Source organism: Ruania alkalisoli (assembly GCF_014960965.1).
In the GTDB taxonomy this organism is placed as follows: Bacteria; Actinomycetota; Actinomycetes; order Actinomycetales; family Beutenbergiaceae; genus Ruania; species Ruania alkalisoli.
The window spans coordinates 4,119,903-4,141,285 of record NZ_CP063169.1 but is presented as its reverse complement, the minus strand read 5'-3'; the positions used below and the strand labels follow the sequence as shown (position 1 = coordinate 4,141,285).

Genomic DNA, 21,383 nt, shown 5'->3' with positions numbered 1-21,383 from the left:
CGAGCGTACTCAGCGCCAGTTGTGCTGGGCGGCGAAGCCGAGCTCGCGCTGGATCTTGCGGGTGGACATCAAGGACTCGTGCTCGCCGAGGTCGCCGGCCACGGGGGTGCCGGGGAACCAGCGCTCGGCCACCTCGGCCGAGGGGCTGCTGTTGCCGGATTCAGGGTGGGCGACGTTGTAGACGCGGAAGCCCGGGGCGGGCGCTTCGAGGGCGAGGCGGACGGCGAGGGCGCCGTCGCGGGAGTCGATCCAGGAGCCGAGCAGGTCGCGCCGGTAGGCGGGGTCGCCGGCGCGTTCGAAGGTGGCGTACTCATCGGGTGCGACCACGTTGGTGAAGCGCAGGGCGGTGAGTGAGGCGCCGTCGGTCCAGCCGGTGAGCTGGGCGGCGATCGCTTCTTCGGCCACCTTGCCGAGCCCGTAGGTGTTGTGCGCGCGGGTGAAGGTCTCGTCCACTGGGAGGGACGGTGGGGCCTGCTCGAAGGGGAATCCCATGGCGGTGATGCTGGAGGCGAAGACGACGTTGCGGATGCCGGCGCGGTGCGCGGCGAAGAGGGTGTGGAAGGTGGCGCTGACGTTGGCGTCGAAGGTGGCGGCGTCGGGCACGATGCCGTTGACCGGGATGGCGGCGAGGTGGACGAGTGCGTCGAGCCCGCCGTGGCGTGCGGTGACGCCGAGCAGGGCGTCGAGGATCTGGCCGTAATCGCCGAGGTCGACCTGGGTGAAGTCGAAGCCGACAGAGCCGTGCCGGTCGAAGCCGATGACGTGGTGTCCGTGCTCGCGCAGGTGGGTCATGGTGGCGCTGCCGAGCTTGCCCGAGCTGCCGGTGACTCCGACGATCATCGTCGACACTCCTTCGTGGTGAGATAGCGGGTTCGAGCCTAGCCGCGCGGCACCCACTGGCGCAATTCATTCATCTGTGAATATGCTTGCACTTCTTGGGGAAGGAGCAGTGATGCCCTCACGATACGGTCCGCCGATCGACGTGCAGCTACGGCAGCTGACGAAGGTGGCGGTGATGTACCACGAGCAAGGGGTGCGGCAGGCGCAGATCGCCGACGCCCTCGGGCTCTCGCAGGCGAAGGTCTCACGGCTGCTCAAGCGCGCCGCACAGCTCGGGGTGGTGCGCACGACGGTCAGTATCGCGCCGGGGCTGCACACCGAGCTCGAGGGCGAGCTGGAGCGCGCGTTCGGCTTGGCGGAGGCGGTGATCGTGGATGTCGAGGACGACGCCGACGAGGCCGAGCAGATCGCGGCCATCGGGGGAGCGGGGGCCGCGTACCTGGAGACGGCGTTCACCGGGGCCGATCGCGTGGGCATCGCCTCGTGGAGCCAGACGCTGCTGGCGACCGTGGATCGGATGCGCCCGGCCGTGAACCCGACCGTGAGCGAAGTGGTGCAGCTGCTGGGCGGAATCGGGGTGCCGGAGGTGCAGACGCAGGCGCAGCGGCTCGCGAGCGAGCTGGCGCGGATGCTCGGCGGTCAGGCGTACTACGTGCAGGCGCCGGGGGTGGTGGCCGATCGGGGTACCCGTGACAGTCTGCTGCGCGAGCCCGGTCTGCAGGCGGTGATGGAACGCTGGCGCGAGCTGACGGCTGCGGTGGTGGGGATCGGCAGCATCGACCCGAGCGACCTGCTGGCCGAGAGCGGGAATGCCTTCGATGCCTCGGATCGGGAGACGCTGCTCGCCGACGGGGCAGTGGGCGACATCTGCCACCGGGTGTTCCGCCTGGACGGGTCGGCGATCGAGGGGGATGTGGACGCGCGCACCATCTCGATACCGATCGATGATTTCCGACGGATCCCGCGCAGGATCGGCATTGCTGGTGGTGAACGGAAGATCGGCCCCGTGCGGGGGGCGCTCGCGGGGGGATGGGTGACGACGTTGATCACCGATGCGAGGACGGCAGAACAGTTGATCGCCTAGCGCAGAGCAAAACTCACTGCTCTTCGATAGGGGGAGCTACCAGGACACTTCTGTATCAAACGTGCATCAAACGCACAACGCCCGGACATTCGGCCGTGCGGGGGGTGGGGGCTGGCAAGCGCGCAATCGTAGGAGTGTGGAACGGCGAGACCCTGCGGTCAGCGGGAATGCGAAAGTCATACGCTGACTAGGCGCAGCCTCCTCGCCCTGGGGCCTTTCGCGGTCTCAGTCGGCTCGAATACGCATTCAGCCCCTTCAGTCAAGGATTCCCAGTCAGAACGATCATGCAGATCGGATATATGGAAGAAGTACTTCGTCTTCGTAGAGGTTACGAATCCAAAACCCTTGTCAGGCACCAAGGCGTGAACTGAGCCGGATCTCCGGACACTGTTAGTCAAGTTGAAGGCAAGGATATCGCTAATTCTCGTAGTGAACTGTGCAGCTTGGCGAGCAGCGTAGTCGATGCTCTGGTGTGCAAGAGAATTCGAGACGTCCCGCAACGCAATCAAGCGGTCAGAAGCGACGCCCTCGATTAATCTTGGGTCTACCGCCTCAGCGAGCTCGACGCCCAGCTCAACATGTTCGACGGCATCGTCGAACTGCTCATTGCTGCGAAAGTGTCCAACCGCTGACTGGATTGCGTGTAGAGCGAGATCAAACGCCACTCTTCGGTGCGAACTACTCGCTGCCTGCTTTGTAGCGATTTGAGTACAGACGTCAACAGTCGAGGACATGTCGCCTAGGCAAAAGTGAGCCCAGGCGACTTGGCCCGCTACCTCCGAACTCTCAGGATCGTTACGCGCCGCCCGTTGGAGAAGGGTGAGGGCTGCGCCCGCATCGCCGACCTTGTCGAGCAAGAATGTGCCAGCATGAAACAGGGCTGCGGGCGATTCGGGGGCAAGCTCCAGTGCTCGGTCAAAGGCAGCCTGCGCTCCACTTTGGTCGCGATCGATCGACCGTACAAATCCTTCGACACGCCACGCCTCATAGTAACCGGGCGCCAATAGTTGCGCTTCAACGCAGTGTTCCAAAGCGCCACCGACGTCGGTAAGTGCTACCGCTATGGCGGTGCGGAGAATTCCCGCCGCATGGAAGTCGCCGGGCCCCCGCACATGCACGCTCGATGCTGAATACGGAGACGCGGTATTCGCGGCCGCCATCTCCATTCCGAGATCACGCAGTTCCTCAGCTCGCTGCAGAAGCCACGAACGTTCCTCCGATTCCACAGGATGGTGTTTATCCAAGTATTGTCTCGAGAACTCCGAGAGTTCATAAGCGGTGTCTAGCGAGTAGCCCGATCCCTGGCTGGACATTGCCGTGAAGTTGGTCGTGAGTAACTCTAATAGTACAGCCTGTGTTTTCGAAGCGGTGTAGTCGTTCAAGAATGCTAGTTCCGCTTGATTTTTCGCGCCTGCTAAGACCTGCATCGAACGCAACGCCGCCTGCGCGTCCACGCTCAAGTAGTCGTAAACGTTGGACATACAGAAGTCGAGGAGCAGTTCATTGTTGCCCAGAAGGTCTTCGGGGCGACGACCAGCCTGCACGCCGGCGACAAACCATCGGATAAACGCCGGATGTCCCGCCATCTGCCGAGCCAGAGTGTCCACGGTCTCTTGGGTCAGACTGGTGAGATGTTGAACGTTTCGAACACGGGCAAGCGCTCTAAGTAGGCGCGCAGATTCATCATCGGGTAGAGGGCCTAGTTGTACAGGGTTCTCGATGCCTAGACCGATGCGACTAGTTACGATAACTTTGCTTCCCACCGGCAACTCAAGAAGAAAATCGCGGAGACGCTTATCTAGGACAGTCTCTAGGTTGTCTAGTAGAAGGAGAATCCGGAAGTTCTCCATGTAGGTCAACACTTCATCGACGGGGTCAGATGGTGCGTCGATTCCAGAGAGTTCAGATGCGGCCGAGCTAATCAACCCGAGCGAGGTTTCGATCGCTCCATTTATCCTGCGAATTTCATTCGGTGTGAGGATTGTTGCTTTTGCTGTTACCCAAACTATAGCGTCGAAGGGGCGCTTCGGGTCTTCTAGTAATTCGTACGCTGCTTTCAATGCAATCGATGTCTTCCCGATTCCACCGTCGCCGAGTATGGATACTACCGGATATGCGCCGCGAATTGCCTTGGTTATTCGACGAAGTTCGGCCTGGCGACCGAAGAAGCCTGTCTCGTCAAAGTCTGGAACTGGCAGGTTGTGCTGCGGAACTCTGTCAGGGTCGGAGGGAAGGCTAACGGTTAGTCCGAGCACGAAAGAGGGGTCGGAGCGGAGGCGGGATAGTATTGAGTCCAACTCATCCCAGTGCTTGCCACCTGCAATCGAGATTGAATTTGCTAAGTCTATGAGGAAGGACGAATCGTCTATTTCCATAGGTCGGGTGTGGGCGACCCTATTTCGTATCGCGACAGTCCTCGAGAGTGAAGGCTTGATGACCTCCAGGCTCGAACGGAGGTTCTCTGCAAGGTCTGTGCGGTTGGCAATCAGAATTTCGTAGCTCTGCGCGAAGTCCAAATATGCGAGGATTCCGGGTAGTTCGATTGTCGGACCCAGACCGTCACGTGCCCTACGGTCGTTTGCTGTGTCGAGTCGATCCGATGGAATGAGGTCCCCGGTATCATTGTGTCCGAGCGCCTCCTGAATATTCATACGCATGTCTTGCTCCATCGCGGCGAGCAGGGCAAAGCACGTTAATCTGGTGGCGCTGAAACTCATTCGAGGTCCTATCGCTTGTTGCGGGATCCTTGCTAGTACGGTCGATGCGAGTGGTGCCGTATCACGGCTCGAGTTGAGGACAGCGTAGCGGCGTGCGGGCGCCATCTTCTCTGGACTCGCACTATGCGGCGCGGTGCACGCGCAGGGTTACGAGTCCTCTCGGTTGACGCCGTGGGCGCACGCGCACCGCATGCATTGGATCGGCGTCGTTAGGCTCGTCGGCTTGGTTCGCATTCGATGTCGAGTGTGGTTGCGTGGCGAAAGAGGTCTTCGCCGCGGAGGTCACGGCCGAGGCGGGAAACCCTCGGCAACCACGGACCACCCTTCCGGCAGCTCCACCCGGCGATGAACGCCGTCGGAGTCCACCCACCCCCCGAACAGGAGGGCCGTGGCCATCAGTAGCCCCCCGTTTCCCGGCAGGTACAGCGGCATCCGGTGCGGAACCTGCCGGTTGTGTCCGTTCGGCAGATGCGTGTTCTTGTCCTCGGTGCGCAGCAAGGCCGACAGCGCAACGTCTGCCCGCCCGAGCCGGGTGGCGCACATCGCGATCATCGGGAAGTCCCAGCCCCAGGCGCTGCGCCAGTTCCACTGCGCGCACGCCCGCTCCAGGGTGCGCAGCATCGCCTCGTGGTCGATCGCCCCGGTGTCGGGAACCACGCCGAGGGCGCCGAGCATCGCCGGGTGGTCGGTGTAGACGGTGCGGGGCGGGCGCTGCACGGCGTCGTAGTGACCGTCCTCGCTGACCACCGGCCGCAGCCCATCAGCGACCCGCGCCCACAGCGCAGGCTCCGCCCGGCCGTCCGCCCGGCGCCAGGCCAGCGCAGTCAGTAGCGCCCAGCGCACGTACGCCACCTCGAACAGCGGGTCCCACGTCTGCGCAGCGCCATACACCTCCTGCGCCGGCATGAGCGGCGGTGGCAGGTGGTAGGCATCCCCATCGAGCAACGCGAATGACGCCAGGAACTCCGCCGTCTCGTCCACCAGCACCCGGTACCGCTGCCGCACCGCCGCCTCGTCCTCGGCGCCGGTACGCAGCAGCTCCGCGTAGCTGATCACATGCGGCTGCTGCCACACCAGTAACGGCCCGATGTCGTTCGGGCTCTCGATGCCCTCCGGCCCCACATGCTTGGGCCAGCGCGCACCCCTGAAACCCTGCGCGACTGCCCCCGCCCGCGCCACCGGCAAGATGGACTTATACCAAGCCAGGCTCCGCTCGAGCAGCCCCGGGCGCCCCCACGCCGGGAAGTGCGCCGCATGCCACCAGTGCATCTCCAGGTGGAACGTGCCGCCCCAGCTGTTGCACACCAGACCTGTCTCCTGTGGCGGGGTCGACCCCGAACAGTGCACCCGCGTCTGGTATTGCGAGAGCACGATCCGGCGCTCCAGCTCATGCGCCCCATCGGCCGTGCTGGCGCCCAGGTCCACGGCCGCGCCGCGGCGCCAGAAGTCCTCCCAGCCGCGCGCCGAACGCACCAGAACCTCGCCCGGGGCGGAGATCGGGTCGGCGGGCAGCTCCGGGGCGAACTCCACTGCACAGCGCAGCACCGACTCAGTCGCCCGCAGCACCCACTCGTGCCCACTCCCGTTCACCGAGAACGTGCCCATCGCCCGCACCTGATAGCGCGCCTCGTCCACGGTGCGCTCCCACACGTGCGCTCCGCCGTCGGCCCGATAGTCGGTCCTGTGCGCCTCCGGCTGGTCCCACACCGGCGGCGCCTCGAAGCTCTCCTCCACGTAGGGGAAGGCGACCCGTACCGCGAGACGCTCCGCCACCTCCACAGCCGACTCCATCTCGAAGGCGAGGCAGTCCCGCTCCGGATCGACCGCCGTCCGGACCTGCACCGCGTGCTCCTCGATCAGGAACCGGCTGGTGACCACCCCGGTCCACAGGTCGAGCTCCTGGCCGGCCTCCTGGATCTCCTCCCATTCGGGGACTCGCCCGTCCAGCAGCAGCCCCACCTGCGCCAGATGCAGCCGCTGCGGGTTCGTCCAGTAGTAGTACCCCGCCCCACGCCCGGCGGCCTCGGACTCCTCCCGCGACTCCCGGAAGTCGTACGCACTCGGGTACTTCACGGGGCCGCGCGGACTCGGATGCGCCTCCATTGTGTCCTCGAGCCGGTAGCCGTGCGGATTGGGGAACCAGTGGAATCCCCACTGCGCCTGCATCCCCAGCGGCGTCGCGGCCTCCCCGCGGGAACGGGCGGCATTGCGCTCGTACCGGTCGGCGAAGCTCTGCAAGCCCGTGTGATCCACAGTCACGGCGAACTCCCCATTGCCCACCGAGACCGGGGATTCTGGGCACGGGCCGGCGTAGCGCACGTTGTGCCGGCGCACCACGGCTTCGCGGTCGATGGTTCCCGACGGCGTAGGTCGCGTCTGCGCGGAAGGCACCCCGGTCATCGGGTCACCTCCGACCAGGCCAGGCCGATTCCTCGGTGTTCAGACACGGTCCGCTCACCGACCGTGACCGGCTCGGCCAACCGGCGCACGGCGCAGTAGACGTGCAGCAACCGGTCGCCGTCGCGGATCACCGACGGCTTGTGCGCGTGCCAGTCGTCCACGGAGCCGGCTGGCCCCGGTGCCAGCAACGGCTCGGGATCACGCGTCCACGTCAGCAGGTCGGGGGAGGTGGCTACGAGATCGACGGCACCGCGGCCCGGCGCGAGTCCGAAGTAGAACATCACCCAGGTGCCGTCCGGCGCCCGCAGCACGCACGGGTCGGAGGCGAAGCGTTCGTCGTAGGACCCGGGTGGCCCCACCGGGAGGAGCGGCTTGTCGCTGACCCGCTCCCAGGTGAGCAGATCATCGGAGACAGCCGCACCGGTCTGTTCGATCCACGACCCCTCGGCCTTGTCCTTGGCGTTGTAGAACAGCCACCAGCGGTCCTCGTGGCGCATCAGCCAGGACTTGTACAGCCCGCCGCGTTCCCACGTGCCGCCCTCCTCGGGGCGCAGGAACCCCCCGGTCTCCTCCCAGGCCAGCAGGTCGCGGGAACGGACGAAGCCGATCAGCGCCGAGCCGGCCTCGTAGCCGGCGTCCGGGTAGGCGTGGTAGGTGCCGTAGTACCAGCCGTCGATCTGCACCAGCTCCCCTTGCCCCAGCAGCTCGGTGTCGCGGGCGAGGGAGGTCAGTGCCGTGTTGTGGCGGCGATGGGCCGAGGCCGGATCGCGGCGCAGGATCACCTCCGGCTCCGACCAGCGCGCGCCGTCGAACCAAGCGAGGCCGGACTGATAGCCCTCCCCGTCCCAGCCGACCATGGTCATTCCGAGCCGGCCGCCCGAGCGGAAGACGAAGGGGCAGTCGAGGCCCAGGCTCCGCCAGTCACCGGCCTGGAACGTAGGTGCCAACAGCAGCTCCGGGCTGCGGTGGCTGGGGGAGAGGGGAGGGACGCCGTCGAGAGTCAGTGACATGGAGCGGAGGTTCCTTCGTCGATACAGGGTGCGCGTGCGTGCGGATCGATGGCGCAGACGACAGCGGCGCCCGACCGAGCCCAGACCTCGATCGGGCGCCGCCGCCCGGACGCCGCGTCGGGCGTCAGCCCTTCACCGAACCGGCCGCGAGGCCTGCCATGATCTTCTTGTTCAGGAACACGAACACGATCAGCAGCACGATGATGTTGATACTGATGGCCGCGAACAACGCACCGTACTGAGTCGACCCGTACTGGTCGGACAGGCTGAGCAGCCCCACCTGGATGGTGGCCAGTTCGGGGCGCGTGGTGAACGTCAGCGCGATGAGCAGATCGTTGAACACGCTGAAGAACTGGATCAGCCCGATCGTCAGCATCGAGTTCTTCATCAGCGGTGCCGCGATCACGAAGAACGACCGCAGCGGCCCGCAGCCGTCCACCGTCGCCGCTTCGAAGATCTCCCGGGGGATGGCCCGGAAGTAGGCCGCCATCAGGAACGTCGTCAGCGGGATGCCCATCGCCGTATAGGTGAGGATCATCGGCAGCAGGCTGTCGGTGATGCCGATCTTGAAGTACACGGTGAACAGCGGCACCAGGATCATCTGCCCGGGCACCATGATCCCGCCCATCACGAAGAGCAGGACCTGCCGGCGGCCCTTCCAGATCATGATCTCCAGCGCGTAGCCGGCCGCGAGACCGGCGAGCACGATCAGGGCGACCGAGGGCAAGGTCACCAGGATGCTGTTGCGGTAGTTCACGCCGACGTTGCCGCGCGTGAACGCGTCGATGTAGTTGTCGAGGTTGAACTGCTCCGGCAGCGCCCAGGTGGGGTTCGCGAAGAACTCCGTCTGGGTCTTGAACGATCCCATGATCATCCAGAACTGCGGGTAGAGCATCACCACCAGCAGCACGGCGACCAGCAGCCAGACGGGCAGGCGGCGCACGATACGGCGTGCCGCACGCCGAGCCGGCCGGGCTTGCGGGCGCGGAGTGGGGAGCTGAACGGGCGCAGTGCTCGGTGCGGTGGTCATGTCAGTCCTCCACGCGCTTGCTCGAGGGCCGGAAGACCACCAGTGTGAACACCAGGCACAGCAGCGTCAGTGCGAGGGCGATCGTGCTGCCGTAGCCGTACTCGGCGTACTCGAAGGCGGTCCGGTACATGTACAGGGTGAGAGGTGCGGTGGTGGTGCCCGGCCCGCCGTTGTTCAGGGCGAGGAGGCTGTCGAACACCTTGAGCGTGGCATTCAGGCTGAAGATGATCGACGAGAGCAGGATCGGCAGCGAGAGCGGGATGATGATGTACCCCACGAGGCGAGGACCGGTGGCGCCGTCCATCCGTGCCGATTCCACCACTTCCTCGGGGATGTCCAGCAGGCCCGTGTAGAGCAGCACCGCGTAGAAGCCCATCGAGCTCCACAGGGTCATGATCACCGCGATGGTCATCGTGCCGGCGGTGGAGGCGAGGAACTCGATGCTCTCGCCGCCGAAGGCATTGATGGCATCGTTGACCGGGCCCTGGTTCTCCCCGACGGCGATCAGGCTCTTGAACAGCAGCGCCACCGCCACGGTGGGCAGCACCATCGGGAAGAAGACGGCGGTGCGCACGAACGCCGATCCCCTGCGCAGCACGAAGACGTACAGCAAAGCGAGCAGATAGCCGAAGGTCACCTGCGCGACGGTCACGATGACGGCGAAGCTGACGCTCACCCACACCGAGTTCAGGGCCGCGGAGTCGCCGGCGAACTCCCGGAAGTTGTCCAGCCCGACGAACTCGAACCCGCGCAGGGTGTTGCCCTGGAAGAAGGACAGTCCGAGCGACCAGGCGACCGGGATGACCTTCAGCAGGACGTAGATCGAGAGAGTGGGGAGCAGAAGGATGAGGATGGTCTTCTTGTCCCCGAAGACGCGCGACATCGCGTGATCCTTTCGTGCAGACGTCGCCGGCCCCACCCGGGGGTAGGGCCGGCGAGCTCGCGTCAGCGGTTGGAGTCGATGCTGTCCTGCAGCTGCGTCATGTACTCCTCGGCGCTCATGTCGCCGTTGACCAGCAGCGACACGTTCGTCGATGCGAGGGAGTTGCTCTCGGAGTCGAGCAGCGCCTCGAACCACAGCACGGTCTCGTCGATGGAGGACATCCGCTCCTGGATGTCGGCGGTGGCGGCCGGGATGTCCCCGACGTCACCGTTCACGGCGAAGCCCGAGAGCACACCGGCGTCGCTGAGGGCCTGCTGGCCGTAGTTCTCAGCGATGCAGGCGAACCAGTCGGCCGTCAGCGGGCCGTACGTCTCGGGGTTGATCGCCATCGCAGCACCGGCGTTCGCGGGGTACTGGTCGGCGCTGCCGGCGCCACCGGAGACGGCAGGGAAGGGCATGAAGCCGATGTTCTCTTCGCCGACCTCGTTGCGCTCGGGGTCATTGACGGCGCTCAGCAGCCAGGTGCCGTCGTACTTCATCAGCGCCTGCCCGCTCAGCAGGGCGGCCGTGGCCTGATCGCCGGTGCGGGAGATGTAGCCCTCACCGAGTGCGCCGCCCAGCGCGAGATCCTGCAGCGCCTGGGCGCCGGCCACGTACTCCGGATCGGTCAGGCTCGCCTCACCGTCGCGCACGGCAGCCATGGCGTCCGGGCCGGCGTTACGGAAGATGTACAGACCCATCAGCCGGGTCAGCGGCCAGCCGTCAGCACCGGCCTGGGCGATCGGGATATAGCCGGCCTCAGCAGCGGCCTCGGCAGCCGAGACGAGCTCGTCGTAGCTCTGCGGCTCCTCGAGGCCGAGCTCGGCGAGGATCTCCTTGTTGTACCAGAAGCCTTCGAGGTTGTACTGGTACGGCATCGAGACCATCTGGCCGTAGACCGACTCGATCGTCGAGGCGGCCGCGGGCAGCACGTTCTCCCAGGCGCCGGATTCGGTGAAGGCCTCCTGGTAGTCGAGCACCAGCTCGCTACCGCCGAGGTCACCCGTGGGCCGGACCTGATCGGTGCCGGCGATGAAGTGCGAGGGCAGCGCGCCCTGGCTGGCGAGCAGCGTGATCTGCTGCACGGTGTCGCCCTGGGCGATGGTGCGGTGCTCCAGCGGCAGCGCGTCATTCTCGGCCGAACACTGGTTCGCAGCGAGGGCGTCGAGCTGGTCGCGCAGGGTGGGGTTCTCGTTCGCGGTGAGCACCTCGAAGGTGTCTGGGTCGGTGCCGATGCTCGACCCTGCGTCGGAGTCCGAGCCGGTGTCCGAACCGGAACCGGAATCGGTGTCCTCCCCGCCAGAACAAGCGGCGAGGGTGAGTGATGTGGCGAGCAGTGCGCTCGCAGTGACGACGGTGCGCCGCCGGTGACGAATGTTCATGACGTCCTCCTTGACGAGGGTCGCGCACCGAGGCGCGGCCCGCTGTGTGACTCGCCCCGAGCGTAACCCGATGTAACTACAGAATCAACTGTGCATTATTATTCATCATGAAGGGCGTGCCGACAGTCCGATCCGCCACGACGTCTGGCTCCGGGAAAGGCGGTACTCCTCGGGAAGTGCCGGCCCCACCGAGGCCGACCCCAGGCCCAGCTGGCCATGGTCCAGGTTCAGCCAGACGTGCCCGGAATCGCGCAGCTCGTGCGGGAATCGCGCCTGCTGCAGATCCGTCGACGTCCAACGCCGAGCGGTGAAGTCGAACAGCGGATCGCCCACCGCGCGCAGGTCTGGCACCCCGGGCCCCGAGATCGTCACTTCCCGCGTATGAACGTGGTTGCCGTTCTCCTGCGGCACCGGATAGTGGACCTGCAGATCGTCGATCGTCGCCTGCCACCGGCCCACCCGGGTTCCCGCGAAGGAGTCCGCATAACTGTCACCCGGACCGCGCCCGAACCACGCGGCACTCGTGTAGCCACCCGGCAGCCTGAACAACAACCCCAACCGGGGCAGCACGATCTCCAGCCCCTTGAGGGGTGTCGAGTCCCATGGCCCGGTGAAGTCGACCTGCACGTCCAGCCACAGCAGCCCGGCGTCCAGCGTCCAGTCGAGCTGGTACTCCAGGGCGTGCGGATGCGTGGCGGCGGCCACCCGGCCGGTCACGTTCACACCCTCCGGGCGTACCTGCACGTCCAGCGTGCGGTGCAGCATCCGGTCCATCCCGACGGCGGCCCACGCCCCCGCGAGATCGTTGCGGCCTCCCTGACCCCGGTCGTTCTCGGTGGGGGCGCGGTGCACATCCAGCCACGGACCCTCCAGCTCGAGGTCTCCCAGGCGCACCAGGCGCCCGGTCTCACCATCGAAGGTGGCCGGCCCGAGCACGATTGCCGACGGCGTCCCGTGCGCCCGGATGTCTCCCTCGCCGCGGGCGCCGCTCGTCCGGGCTGCCGCAGGCGCCACCGTGTTTCCAGCGCCTGAGCCTGTGCCCGTGGGCGCTCCCTGAACGCGCGATCCACCGGAGCGCAGCTGGTGCTGGCCCCATGAGACCACGTGGCCCGCCAGAGCCCAGGCGGTGTCGTGCGCGAGGCGGGCCTCGGCGCTCAGGTGAGCTTCGCCGTCGCCGGGCAGTTCTGGCATGGCCTCAGGAAGGCCCACCTCACCGGTGCCCCCGGCGGGGACCACGGGAACCTCAAGCTCGCCCTCGGCGATCGGGTGGCCGTCCACGAGTGCTTCCCAGCGCCACTGCAGGTCCGCGGTGTCGGCGGCATGGCGCAGGTTGGTGACCGTGATCGCATCCCCGATCGTGATCCGCACCGGCTCGTACGCCTTCGCCAGCTGCGTCAGGCCCGGGGTGGGGGTGCGGTCGGCGAGTACCAGCCCGTCCAGGCAGTAGCGCCCGCCGCTGGGCCGGTAGTCGACGGCTCCGCCGTGCAGCGTGAAAGGCGTGCCATCGGCGGTGAGCGCATCGAAACCGTGGTCGATCCACTCCCAGACGAACCCGCCGCAGAAGCGGTCCGAACTCTCCAGGATCTGCTGGTAGTCCTGCAGCGAACCGGGCCCGTTGCCCATCGCGTGGGCGTACTCCACCAGCAGGAACGGCAGGGTGCGCCGCCGCTCATCCTCGGCGTCGGTGACGTGCTCCGGACGCGCTTCCTCGCGCCTCCCGATCGCCTCCAGGTCCTCCAGCGAGGGGTACATGCAGGAGTAGAAGTCGGAGTTGCGGTAGGAGGGGTCGCGTTCGTAGAGCACCGGGCGCGAGGGGTCGCGCTCGCGGATCCACCGTTCCAGCACGTCGAACCCGGCGCCGGTCCAGCTCTCGTTCGCCATGGACCAGATCACCACGCTCGGGTGGTTCTTGTCCGGCTCCACCATCCGCTCGATCCGGTCCTGCAGCGCTGGGAACCAGGCGGGATCGTCAACCGGGTTGCCCTCCCAGCCGGCGTAGATGAACCCGTGGGTCTCCAGGTCGCACTCCTCGACCACCCACAGCCCGTACTCGTCACACAGGCTCAGGAAGTCCGGGTGTGGCGGGTAGTGGCTGGTGCGGACGGCATCGATGTTGGCCTGCTTCATCATCTCGATGTCGCGGATCATCGTGGCGCGGTCCTGGGTGCGGCCGGTCGCCGGGTCGTGCTCGTGCCGGTTCACCCCGCGAAACCGCAACGGGGCGCCGTTGGCGAGCAGGACGCCGTCGGTGATCTCGACCCGGCGGAAACCGATCGCCAGCTCGATCGTCTCTTCCGCCGTCGAGAGGGTGCCGCGGTACAGGCGCGGGCTGTCCGCGCTCCATGGCGCGACCGTGGCAGTGACCTGCTCCCCGGCGCCGATGTCGATCCCGAGTTCGGGTACCCGCACCCGGGCCGGAGAACCGTCGGTGACCTCGGCGTCCACCCGCAGCGTGCCCAGACCAGTGCTGTGGTCGTAGTCGGCGTGGACGTGGTGGTCCTCGATCGCGGCGGTGGGGCGCTCGATCACGTCGACGTCCCGGAAGATCCCGGGCAGCCACCACATGTCCTGGTCCTCCAGGTAGGTGCCCGCCGACCAGCGGTGCACCCGCACGCACAGCACATTGCGGCCCGGGCGCACCGGGGCGTCGTACTCCACCGGCAGCCGGCTGCCGGTGGACCAGCCCAACTCGACGCCGTTCAGCCACACCTTCGCGCACGAGTCCACCCCGCGCAGCCGCAGGATCGAGGTGCCCCAGTCGGCCGGGGCGTCGAAGACCAGCCGGTAGTCGCCGGTCGGGTTCTCGGTGGGCACCCGGGGCGGGTCGATCGGGATCGGGAACGCGGTGTTCGTATACAGCGGGCCCTCGGCGCTGCCGCGCAGCGAGCGCTGCTCACCGCCGGCCAGGGGGGTGACGCTCTCCAGTACCCAGTGCGAGGGCACGCGGATCTCGTCCCACGCGCTGTCGTCGAAGTCCTCGGCGAGGAACTCTGCCCCGGTGCCCTCCGCCGTCGGGCACAGCCGGAACCGCCAGGTGCCGTTCAAGGAGAGGGTGCGGGCATCCGTGCGTGCCTCGGCACGAGGCCGACGGCGACCCTCACCCGGGGTGTGGGACTCCCAGTAGCGGGCGGTACTCATGCTGTTCTCTCCTCGTGGCCCTCGGGCGCGTGCAGGTGGGTGGTCGTTCAGGCGGCGCTGGGGACGCGGGTGATCAGCAGGGCGATCGCCTCCCCCTCGGGCAGGCTGAGCGGGGCGTTGCCGGTGGCGTAGGCATCGTTGCGCTGTACGTCTGTCAGCGCGAACGACTCCGGTGCCGGGGTGCGCGTCATATTCCAGGTGTCGATGATCTCGACCGCGAAGGCGTCTCCCACCTCGAGTCGGTCGCCGCCGTGGCCCTGCGGCAGCCGGAACGTCCACTCGGCAGGGGCTTCGCGGCCGAGGTAGACGAGGTACTGCTCGCGGGGCGTGCCGACGACGCAGGCCGGGTCGTCCCACTTGTCGATCGGGTCCAGGCCGGGGACGTTCAGTCCCTCCAGCACCTCGCGCAGGAAGCCCAGGCGCACGGGGCTCTCACCGCGCAGCCGGCCACCCTCGACGATGTGCAGGCTGCCCGACTCGGTGACGAAACTCTCCCCGTGCGAGGCGTAGCAACCCGAGCTGGTGGTGATCCAGAACCGGTCCACCAGCTCCTGCCCGCTGAGCTGGCCCCAGCGTTCGGGGCAGTCGCCCTCGTACTTGATCTCATCCAGCACGACCGGCTTGCCATAGACGTCGCGGTACAGGCTCGCGCGACCGAGTGCCTCGGTGGCGAAGCCGTTCTGGATCGAGGCGTGCGTGACCCACGGCTGGTTGTAGTCGTAGAGCTCGATCCAGTTGTGGATCGAACGCAGGTGGTCGTGTGCGTCGATCTCGGCGAGCAGCTCACCGGCGCGCGTCCAACGCTCGGTGGGCCGGTCGGTCATCTGGTCGAACTCGTTGCACAGCGACCACCACACGTTCGGATAGGCGCCGAGGCGGGCCACCAGGTAGCGCAGGTAGGCGGCGTCCTGTTCCTCGGTGAGCTCGTTCAGGCCGAAGGCGCCGCGATCGTAGGCGTCGAAGATGAGCACATCGGCCTCGATGCCGCGGTTGCCCAGGTCCGCGACAAGGGAGTCCAGACGGCGGAAGAACTCGATGTTCGGGCGGCCCACGTCCCAGCCGTTCGCCGTCTTCTCGAACGGCATCAGCTCGGGGACGTGTTCGACGTACCCGCCGGCCTGCGGGAAGACCATGAAGCGGAGCTTGTTCAGGCCGGCAGCACTGAGCGATTCGACCGTCTCGGTGCGCAGCGCCTCGTCCTGATGGATCCAGTTGTAGACGGTGGCCCCCACCGGGCGGAACGGCGTGCCGTCCTCATGCGCGAAGTGGAAGCGGGCGTTGACGCGGACGACTCCGTGTCCGGGGGAGCGGTCGGATTCGGCCGACCCAGCGGGCTCAGCCGGCTCAGCGGTGAACTCGCCAGATCGGCCATCCAGTTCGGCAGCGTCACTGGTGGTGCGCCAGGTCCACCTTCCGGCGAGCGGGGGAGCGATGCGAGCGAGGTAGCGGCGCTCGCCGTCCCAGAAGCCCAAGACGGTCATGGACCGGCCGCTCTCGTGGGTGAACGTGGCCTGGAACGGCACGCGATCGGCGCGGATCGGCTGCTCCGGTCCGGTGAACTCGATCTCGTGCGGCTGGTTCACGTGCGCTATCTGCTGCGGCATACCCGACCTCCTCGTCGTCCCGCACATCGACGGGCTCTCGCTCGCCCCAGGCGCTGCGTGCCAGGGCGGTTGAAACGTGCTCAGTTGCGTCAGGAGACTAATCTAGCGTCTACTACGATGAGAGTGAAACGTTTCGAAGCGAAGGTGGTTCCCATGAGCGTCATTGTCGACGCCCCCACGATCGAACATCACCGCGAGCCGCTGGGCATCGGCGAGGCGAGCCCGAGGATCTCCTGGCGGGTCCGCTCCGCACCGCCTGGGTGGCAACAGGTCGGTTACCGGCTGCTCATGGCCCGCGGTGGCGACGAGCACGCCGTGGAGGTCGATTCGGCCGAACAGATCCTCGTTCCGTGGCCGCTGGAACCGCTGTCGTCCCGGGAGGTCGCGACAGTCCGCGTGCAGGTCCGGGGCGAGGACGGGCGCTGGTCAGATCGGTCCGAGCCAACCGTCGTGGAGACCGGACTGCTCCGCCCCGAAGACTGGCAGGCTCGGCCCGTCGGCGCCCGGTGGCTGGAACCGCGCGATTCCGACACCCGCCGGCCCTCCCTGGTGCGCCGGGAGTTCTCTCTCGACGGCGACATCGCTTGCGCCCGCCTGTACGCCAGCGCCCACGGGCTCTACGAGGCCGAGCTCAACGGCGCCCGGGTCGGTACCGATACGCTCTCGCCGGGCTGGACCTCCTACAACACGCGGCTTCGCTACTACACCTACGACGTCACCGAGCTGGTGCACCCGGGGCAGAACGCCGTCGGGGCCTGGCTAGCGGATGGCTGGTATCGCGGCCGAATCGGCTGGTACGAGGGGTTCCGCAATGTCTTCGGGGAGGACCTGTCCTTCATCGGCCAGCTCGAGGTGACCTACACCGACGGGCGCGTGGACACCATCGCCACCGATGGCAGCTGGCGGACGGCGCCAAGTCCGATCCTGCGGTCGGGCATCTACGACGGCGAGGATCACGACGCCCGGCTGGAGCAACTCGGCTGGTCCGCTCCCGGTTTCGACGACGGCACGTGGGAGCAGGTGGCGGTGCGTTACCGCGACCCCGCCACGCTGGTCGCCCCGACGGCCCCCCCGGTGCGCTGCACCGAAGAGATCAGGCCCGTTGCGGTGCTCACCTCGCCCGCTGGCAACCGGATCCTCGACTTCGGGCAGAACCTCGCGGGCCGGGTGCGGATCCGGGTGAGTGGCCCGGAGGGGACCACGGTGCGGCTGCGTACCGCCGAGGTGCTGCAGGAGGGGGAGCTGTACACGCGACCCTTGCGATCGGCACGGTCCACCGACCACTACACCCTCGCCGGGCGCGAGACAGAGCAGTGGGAGCCGCGGTTCACCTTCCACGGGTTCCGCTACGTCGAGGTGGAGGGCTGGCCGGGTGATCTCGATGCCGATGTGGCCGACGGTGCCCTGGTGGCGCGGGTGCTGCACACCGACGCCGAGCGCACCGGCTGGTTCGAGTGCTCCGATGAGCTCGTGAGCCAGCTGCACGAGAACATCGTCTGGGGGATGCGCTCCAATTTCGTGGACGTGCCCACCGACTGCCCGCAGCGCGACGAACGCGCCGGGTGGACCGGGGACATCCAGGTGTTCGGCCCCACGGCCTCCTATCTGTACGACGTTTCCGGCATGCTCGCCGGCTGGTTGCGTGACGTCGAGGCTGATCAGCTCCCTGACGGCACCGTGCCCTGGTATGTGCCCGTGATCCCGGCGCACCGGATGTGGACCCCGATCCGCCCCGGCGCCGCCTGGGGTGATGTGGCCACCATGTTGCCGTGGACCTTGTACCAGCGCTTCGGCGATGCCGGGGTGCTCGAGACCCAGTACGGCAGCGCCAGCCGGTGGGTGGACCTGGTGGACCGGCTCGCCGGCGACGATCACCTGTGGGACGAGGGCTTCCAACTCGGGGACTGGCTCGACCCGGCCGCCCCGCCGGACGACCCGGCCGACGCTCGCACCGATCGGTACCTGGTGGCCACTGCGTACTTCGCGCGGTCCTCCCGGCTGATGGCCCAGATGGCAGATCGGCTAGGTGCTACGGAGGATGCGGCGCGCTATGGGAGGCTCGCGGACGCCGTCGCCGAGGCATTCCAGGCCACGTACGTACTGCCGGACGGGCGGATGACCAGTGACGCCGTCACCGCCTATGCCTTGGGGTTGGAGTTCGACCTGCTCACTCCCGGGCAGCGGGAGGTGGCCGGACGGCGGCTGGCCGAGCTGGTCCGTGAGGCCGGGCACCGGATTGCGACTGGTTTTGTGGGCACGCCGCTGGTGACCGACGCGCTGACCTCGGCCGGTGAGTTGGAGACCGCGTACGGGCTGCTGCAGGAGCGCGAGTGCCCCAGCTGGCTGTATCAGGTGGAGCAGGGCGCGACCACGGTGTGGGAGCGCTGGGACTCGATGCTCCCCGACGGCACGGTGAACCCGGGGAAGATGACTTCGTTCAACCACTACGCCCTCGGCGCCGTGGCGGACTGGCTGCACCGGGTGGTGGCCGGGCTCGCTCCGGCTGAGCCTGGGTATCGCCGGATCCGGTTCGCCCCGCGGCCCGGCGGCGGGCTCACCCACGCCTCGGCGCGGCACCTCACCCCCTACGGCGAGGCTGCGATCTCGTGGCGGATCGCCCGGGGTGAACTCGTGGTCGATGTGACGGTACCCGTGGGTGCCGAGGCGATCCTGGAGCTGCCGGACTCGGAGCCCGAGATACTCGGGCACGGGCGGCATCGCCGGATGCGGACCTGAGCTAGGCGCGACCCGCCCGGCGAATCCGCACCATGCTGCGTTGCGTCGTCGCTTCTGGTGTGATTCCGATGCACTTGGTGCACCGGAATCACACCACAGTCACCAGATCCTGGCCGAGATGGATCTGCTCGCCCGCGGCCAGAGCGAGCTCGCACGTGCGCTCCCCGTAGCGCACCCGGGTGGTCGTGCCCGTGACCGACCGGACCGTCGCTGACTCGAGCGCCCCGCCGCGCCAGCGCAGGTCCACCTCGAACCCGCCGCGCCCGCGCAGGCCGCGGACCTCGCCGTCGGCCCACTGGCCCGGCAACGCAGGCAGCAGATCGAGCTCGTACACGCCGCCCTCCTGCACGTGGCTCTGCAGCAGCATCTCGTTCACGGCAGCGGTCTGGCCGAGGTTGCCGTCGATCTGGAACATCGGGTTCGTCGGGGAGTGCCCGATGAACTTCGATCCGAGGTTGGGCTGCACCGCCTTCTGCAGGTGGAGGTCGAACACTCGTAGTGCCGCATCCCCGTCTCCGAGCCGGGCGTAGGCCATCGACTGGAAGCCGCCCTCCCAGCTGCCCAGGCACGAGCCCTTGAGCGGATCCTCCTTCTCCTCCCACCAGCGCTCGGTGTCGAAGATCCGCCGCAACGCTGCCGCCAGCTCGGGCGTGCGGCGCGGGTGGATCTGCGCACTGCACACCGCGCCCCAGCTGGAGAGCACCTCCGCCTTCATCGTGCGCCCCCAGTCCTGCAGGTACTCCTGCAGCTGCCCGGTGGTCGGGCTGATCTGCATCGGAGCCAGCCGCGGCAGGGCGGCTTCGATCTCCTCGGCCAGCTCTGGCGACTCTCCGAGCGCGTCGGCGGCAGTGAGGACGTTCGTGAACAACTCGCGGACCATCTGGGTGGTTGGCGTGGTGCCCATCGCCAGCGACCCGGTGGTGCCATCCGGCGCCACCCAGATGTTCTCGAAGTTGATGTCCGGTGCCGTCACCAGCCAGCCGTGTTCCGGTTCCTCGACGAGCATGTCGAGGTGGAACGCGGCGGCGTCACGCAGGATCGGCCACGCACGCCGAAGCTCCTCGAGATCGCCCGAGAAGGCGTAGTGCTCCCACAGGTGCTGGCACAGCCACGCGTTGCTGGCGACGAAGTTCGACCATTGTGGAGTGCTGCCCACCGGCTGGGCGTAGCGCCAGATGTCGGTGCCCTGGTGTGAGACCCAGCCGCGCGCGCCGTAGTGCTCGCGCGCCACCCGCGCCCCGTTCTCGCTCAACTCCCGCGTCAGCTCCAGCAGCGGCTCGTGGCACTCGGCCAGGTTCGCCGCCTCCACCGGCCAGTAGTTCATCTGCGCGTTGCAGTTGATCGTCCAGTTCGAGCCCCAAGCCGGGTTGATCGAGGGGTTCCAGATGCCTTGCAGGTTCGCCGGCTGGCTGCCCTGCCGGGAGGTGGCGATGAGGATGTAGCGGCCGAACTGGTAGTACAGCGCGGCCAGCCCCGGATCTTCACCGCTGCCCGCTACAAACGTCGCCACCCGCTCGTCGGTCGGTAGCATGTCCGCGCCCGAGCGTCCCAGGTCCAGCCGGACCCGGCCGAACAGGCTGGCATGATCGCTCACGTGCTCGCCGTGCAGGGCTTCGTAGTCCCTCCCGACGGCGTCCCTCACGTCCGCCTCGACCAGCGCCTTCTCGTCCTGGCCGGCCTGGCTCGGGCTGGCGTGCGGGCCAGCGTAGCTGGTGCGCGCGGCCACGATGAGTGTCACGGCGTCACACCCGTCGGCGATCACGACGTCAGCGTCCTCGCTGATCGCCACCGTGCCGCCCTCGGCGATGGCTGCGAGTCGCGCTTCCCATCGCATTCCCCGTTGTTCGGGGCCGTCGTCATACTCCGGCTCGCGGGTCTGCCCCGAGTAGTCGAACGCACGCATCGGGGCACGGCCGGACATCCGCAGCACCGGGCCATCGCTGCCAGCCACTGTACCGGTCTCGTGCCGCAGCTGGCTGGTCAGTGAGGCCCGGAACGAAACCATCCCCGGGCGATCAGCACTCAGCCGCACAACCAGCGCACCGGCCGGGTGGGACGCGAAGACCTCCCGACGGTAGGTGACGCCGTCGTGGGTGAAGGTGACCTGCGCCGTCGCCGCAGAAAGATCGAGCTGGCGGCGATAGCCGCTCACCTCACCGAAGGGAAGGTCGAGCGTGAGCCGGCCCAGCGGCATGTACAGCCCCGTGCCGCCGATCCCGCCGAGGGCGTCAGCGGCGAGCTCCTGTGCGCGGGCATACTCGCCGGCAAGCAGCAGCCGGCGCACCTCGGGTAGGGCGCCCGGTGCCTTCGGGTTGGGCTCGTACCTGGGCTCGCCGGTCCAGAGGGTGTCCTCGTTGAGGTCGATCACCTCGTGTTCCACGCCGCCCCACACGCTGGCGCCGAGGCGTCCGTTGCCCAGCAGCAACGTCTCCTGCCAGATCTGGGCGGGGCGGGTGTACCAGAGGGTGTGGTCGTCGTCCGGGGTGGTCACGATGTGCTCCGCTTTCTCACGGGATAGGA

12 protein-coding genes are annotated in these 21,383 nt (G+C 67.4%); 2 read left to right on the top strand and 10 right to left on the bottom strand.

Annotated features, from left to right (window positions below):
• Positions 1 to 9: 9 nt before the first annotated feature.
• Positions 10 to 840 carry an NAD-dependent epimerase/dehydratase family protein gene (locus tag IM660_RS18405; protein WP_193497208.1) on the bottom strand — a complete coding sequence of 277 codons (831 nt, stop codon included), beginning with the start codon at positions 838 to 840 and terminating at the stop codon, positions 10 to 12.
• A gap of 112 nt (positions 841 to 952) precedes the next feature.
• Here IM660_RS18405 and IM660_RS18400 point away from each other — a divergent pair, with 112 nt between their 5' ends.
• On the top strand, positions 953 to 1,924 hold the full coding sequence (locus IM660_RS18400) for a sugar-binding transcriptional regulator (RefSeq protein WP_246465027.1): 972 nt from the start codon (positions 953 to 955) through the stop codon (positions 1,922 to 1,924).
• 176 nt (positions 1,925 to 2,100) lie between these two features.
• Here the strand turns inward: IM660_RS18400 and IM660_RS18395 are convergent, their stop codons facing one another.
• The 8 genes from IM660_RS18395 to IM660_RS18360 form a co-directional block, all read right to left on the bottom strand.
• Positions 2,101 to 4,641: an NB-ARC domain-containing protein gene (locus tag IM660_RS18395; RefSeq protein WP_210769022.1), complete on the bottom strand. Its 2,541-nt coding sequence runs from the start codon at positions 4,639 to 4,641 to the stop codon at positions 2,101 to 2,103.
• Positions 4,642 to 4,923: 282 nt separating this feature from the next.
• Complete coding sequence (locus IM660_RS18390; RefSeq protein ID WP_193497206.1) at positions 4,924 to 7,041, bottom strand: hypothetical protein; 2,118 nt, start codon at positions 7,039 to 7,041, stop codon at positions 4,924 to 4,926.
• Positions 7,038 to 8,051, bottom strand: coding sequence for a glycoside hydrolase family protein (locus IM660_RS18385; protein ID WP_193497205.1), 1,014 nt, complete (start codon positions 8,049 to 8,051; stop codon positions 7,038 to 7,040). Before IM660_RS18385 ends, IM660_RS18390 begins: the two co-directional genes overlap by 4 nt.
• Positions 8,052 to 8,175: 124 nt before the next feature.
• On the bottom strand, positions 8,176 to 9,081 hold the full coding sequence (locus IM660_RS18380; RefSeq protein ID WP_193497204.1) for a carbohydrate ABC transporter permease: 906 nt from the start codon (positions 9,079 to 9,081) through the stop codon (positions 8,176 to 8,178).
• 1 nt (position 9,082) lies between these two features.
• Positions 9,083 to 9,964 (bottom strand): carbohydrate ABC transporter permease, encoded by an 882-nt coding sequence (locus IM660_RS18375; protein ID WP_193497203.1) that lies wholly within the window; start codon positions 9,962 to 9,964, stop codon positions 9,083 to 9,085.
• 62 nt (positions 9,965 to 10,026) lie between these two features.
• Positions 10,027 to 11,385: an ABC transporter substrate-binding protein gene (locus IM660_RS18370; protein WP_193497202.1), complete on the bottom strand. Its 1,359-nt coding sequence runs from the start codon at positions 11,383 to 11,385 to the stop codon at positions 10,027 to 10,029.
• A gap of 105 nt (positions 11,386 to 11,490) precedes the next feature.
• Positions 11,491 to 14,523 carry a glycoside hydrolase family 2 TIM barrel-domain containing protein gene (locus IM660_RS18365; RefSeq protein ID WP_193497201.1) on the bottom strand — a complete coding sequence of 1,011 codons (3,033 nt, stop codon included), beginning with the start codon at positions 14,521 to 14,523 and terminating at the stop codon, positions 11,491 to 11,493.
• Between the two features lie 47 nt (positions 14,524 to 14,570).
• On the bottom strand, positions 14,571 to 16,127 hold the full coding sequence (locus IM660_RS18360) for an apiosidase-like domain-containing protein (protein ID WP_246465026.1): 1,557 nt from the start codon (positions 16,125 to 16,127) through the stop codon (positions 14,571 to 14,573).
• Positions 16,128 to 16,280: 153 nt separating this feature from the next.
• Between IM660_RS18360 and IM660_RS18355 the strand changes: the two genes are divergently transcribed.
• A complete protein-coding gene (locus IM660_RS18355) occupies positions 16,281 to 18,863 on the top strand; it encodes a glycoside hydrolase family 78 protein (protein ID WP_193497200.1) in 2,583 nt (860 codons plus the stop codon).
• An 88-nt stretch (positions 18,864 to 18,951) separates the two neighbouring features.
• Here IM660_RS18355 and IM660_RS18350 read toward each other — a convergent pair whose 3' ends face one another.
• Positions 18,952 to 21,354 carry a glycoside hydrolase family 95 protein gene (locus IM660_RS18350; RefSeq protein WP_193497199.1) on the bottom strand — a complete coding sequence of 801 codons (2,403 nt, stop codon included), beginning with the start codon at positions 21,352 to 21,354 and terminating at the stop codon, positions 18,952 to 18,954.
• Between the last annotated feature and the right edge of the window lie 29 nt (positions 21,355 to 21,383).

What these genes read in the sequence shown, in the direction of transcription:
- IM660_RS18405 (WP_193497208.1), bottom strand. Translation starts at nt 840, where the DNA reads ATGATCGTCGGAGTCACCGGCAGCTCGGGCAAGCTCGGCAGCGCCACC.
- IM660_RS18400 (WP_246465027.1), top strand. Translation starts at nt 953, where the DNA reads ATGCCCTCACGATACGGTCCGCCGATCGACGTGCAGCTACGGCAGCTG.
- IM660_RS18395 (WP_210769022.1), bottom strand. Translation starts at nt 4,641, where the DNA reads ATGAGTTTCAGCGCCACCAGATTAACGTGCTTTGCCCTGCTCGCCGCG.
- IM660_RS18390 (WP_193497206.1), bottom strand. Translation starts at nt 7,041, where the DNA reads ATGACCGGGGTGCCTTCCGCGCAGACGCGACCTACGCCGTCGGGAACC.
- IM660_RS18385 (WP_193497205.1), bottom strand. Translation starts at nt 8,051, where the DNA reads ATGTCACTGACTCTCGACGGCGTCCCTCCCCTCTCCCCCAGCCACCGC.
- IM660_RS18380 (WP_193497204.1), bottom strand. Translation starts at nt 9,081, where the DNA reads ATGACCACCGCACCGAGCACTGCGCCCGTTCAGCTCCCCACTCCGCGC.
- IM660_RS18375 (WP_193497203.1), bottom strand. Translation starts at nt 9,964, where the DNA reads ATGTCGCGCGTCTTCGGGGACAAGAAGACCATCCTCATCCTTCTGCTC.
- IM660_RS18370 (WP_193497202.1), bottom strand. Translation starts at nt 11,385, where the DNA reads ATGAACATTCGTCACCGGCGGCGCACCGTCGTCACTGCGAGCGCACTG.
- IM660_RS18365 (WP_193497201.1), bottom strand. Translation starts at nt 14,523, where the DNA reads ATGAGTACCGCCCGCTACTGGGAGTCCCACACCCCGGGTGAGGGTCGC.
- IM660_RS18360 (WP_246465026.1), bottom strand. Translation starts at nt 16,127, where the DNA reads ATGCCGCAGCAGATAGCGCACGTGAACCAGCCGCACGAGATCGAGTTC.
- IM660_RS18355 (WP_193497200.1), top strand. Translation starts at nt 16,281, where the DNA reads ATGAGCGTCATTGTCGACGCCCCCACGATCGAACATCACCGCGAGCCG.